The organism is Azospirillum sp. B506 (genome assembly GCF_000333595.1).
In the GTDB taxonomy this organism is placed as follows: Bacteria; Pseudomonadota; Alphaproteobacteria; order Azospirillales; family Azospirillaceae; genus Azospirillum.
The window spans coordinates 1-954 of the sequence record NZ_BADK01000752.1 but is presented as its reverse complement, the minus strand read 5'-3'; the positions used below and the strand labels follow the sequence as shown (position 1 = coordinate 954).

General features: G+C 69.6%; 1 pseudogene. It reads left to right on the top strand.

The features are described from left to right. Positions 1–954, top strand: a pseudogene (locus I71_RS23645) (methyl-accepting chemotaxis protein); the annotation flags it as partial.

Sequence of the window (954 nt, the reverse complement as noted above, 5' to 3'; positions counted from 1 at the left end):
GTCGCTGACCGAGACCGCGCGGTCGATGGACCAGATCCGCCGCAGCAGCGTGCCGGCCATCGTGCGCTCGCTCAATCTGGCGAAGGACAGCACGGCCATCGCCGCCGATGCGCCCGCGGTGGCGGCTTCGCGCGATGCGGCGGAACTGACGGAGCGGATGGACGGACTTACCAAGAGGTTGGCGGGCTTGCGCGAGCGCATCGCGACCCTGCACACCGAAGCCAATGGGTCCGGCAGGATGACGGGGGATGCCGATGCGGCCGCCAGGCTGGCGGAGCGCATGGGGATGGCGCTGGACACGCTGGGCAAACGCACCGCCGAGCGGCTGGCGATGGAGGAGAAGCTCAACGCGCTGGTCGCCGACGCGGTGATGGCGCATGAGGACTTCACCGATCTGGTGGCGCCGCTGCTGGAGGTATCGACCCTGTCGGTCAACACTGTGGTGGGCGATCTGGCCGCCGCGCAGGCGGTCGATACCGCCACCGGACTGGGCCGCCGTCTGGCGCAGGAGGAACTGCCGGTCATCACCCAGCTGATGAACGTGCAGGCCAACGGCAACCTCGCCTTCGGCATGATCGCCGCAGCATCCAGCGTTCCTTATGGGGCGACGCTGAACAACATCCGGTCGAAGTACAATTGGGCGCTGCTGCGCGTCGACAATGCCATTGCCGCCCTGCCGAAGGACAACCCCGACCGGCCGTCGCTGGTCAAGGCGCGCGACGGGCTGGCCGCCTTCGGCGGCGGTGCCGGCAGCGTTTTCCGCCTGCGCGACGAGCAGACGCGCATCACCACCGAGGTCGAAAGCGCGCTGGCCGAGACCGTGCGGCTGACCACCGAACTGAGCGGCACCATCGATGTGGTGGTCGCCCACCAGCAGGAGCGCACCGATGCCGATGTGACGCGCACCGAAGCGGCGGTTTCCGGCGCGGTCGCCGTCCAGGGCGGGCGGCGGCG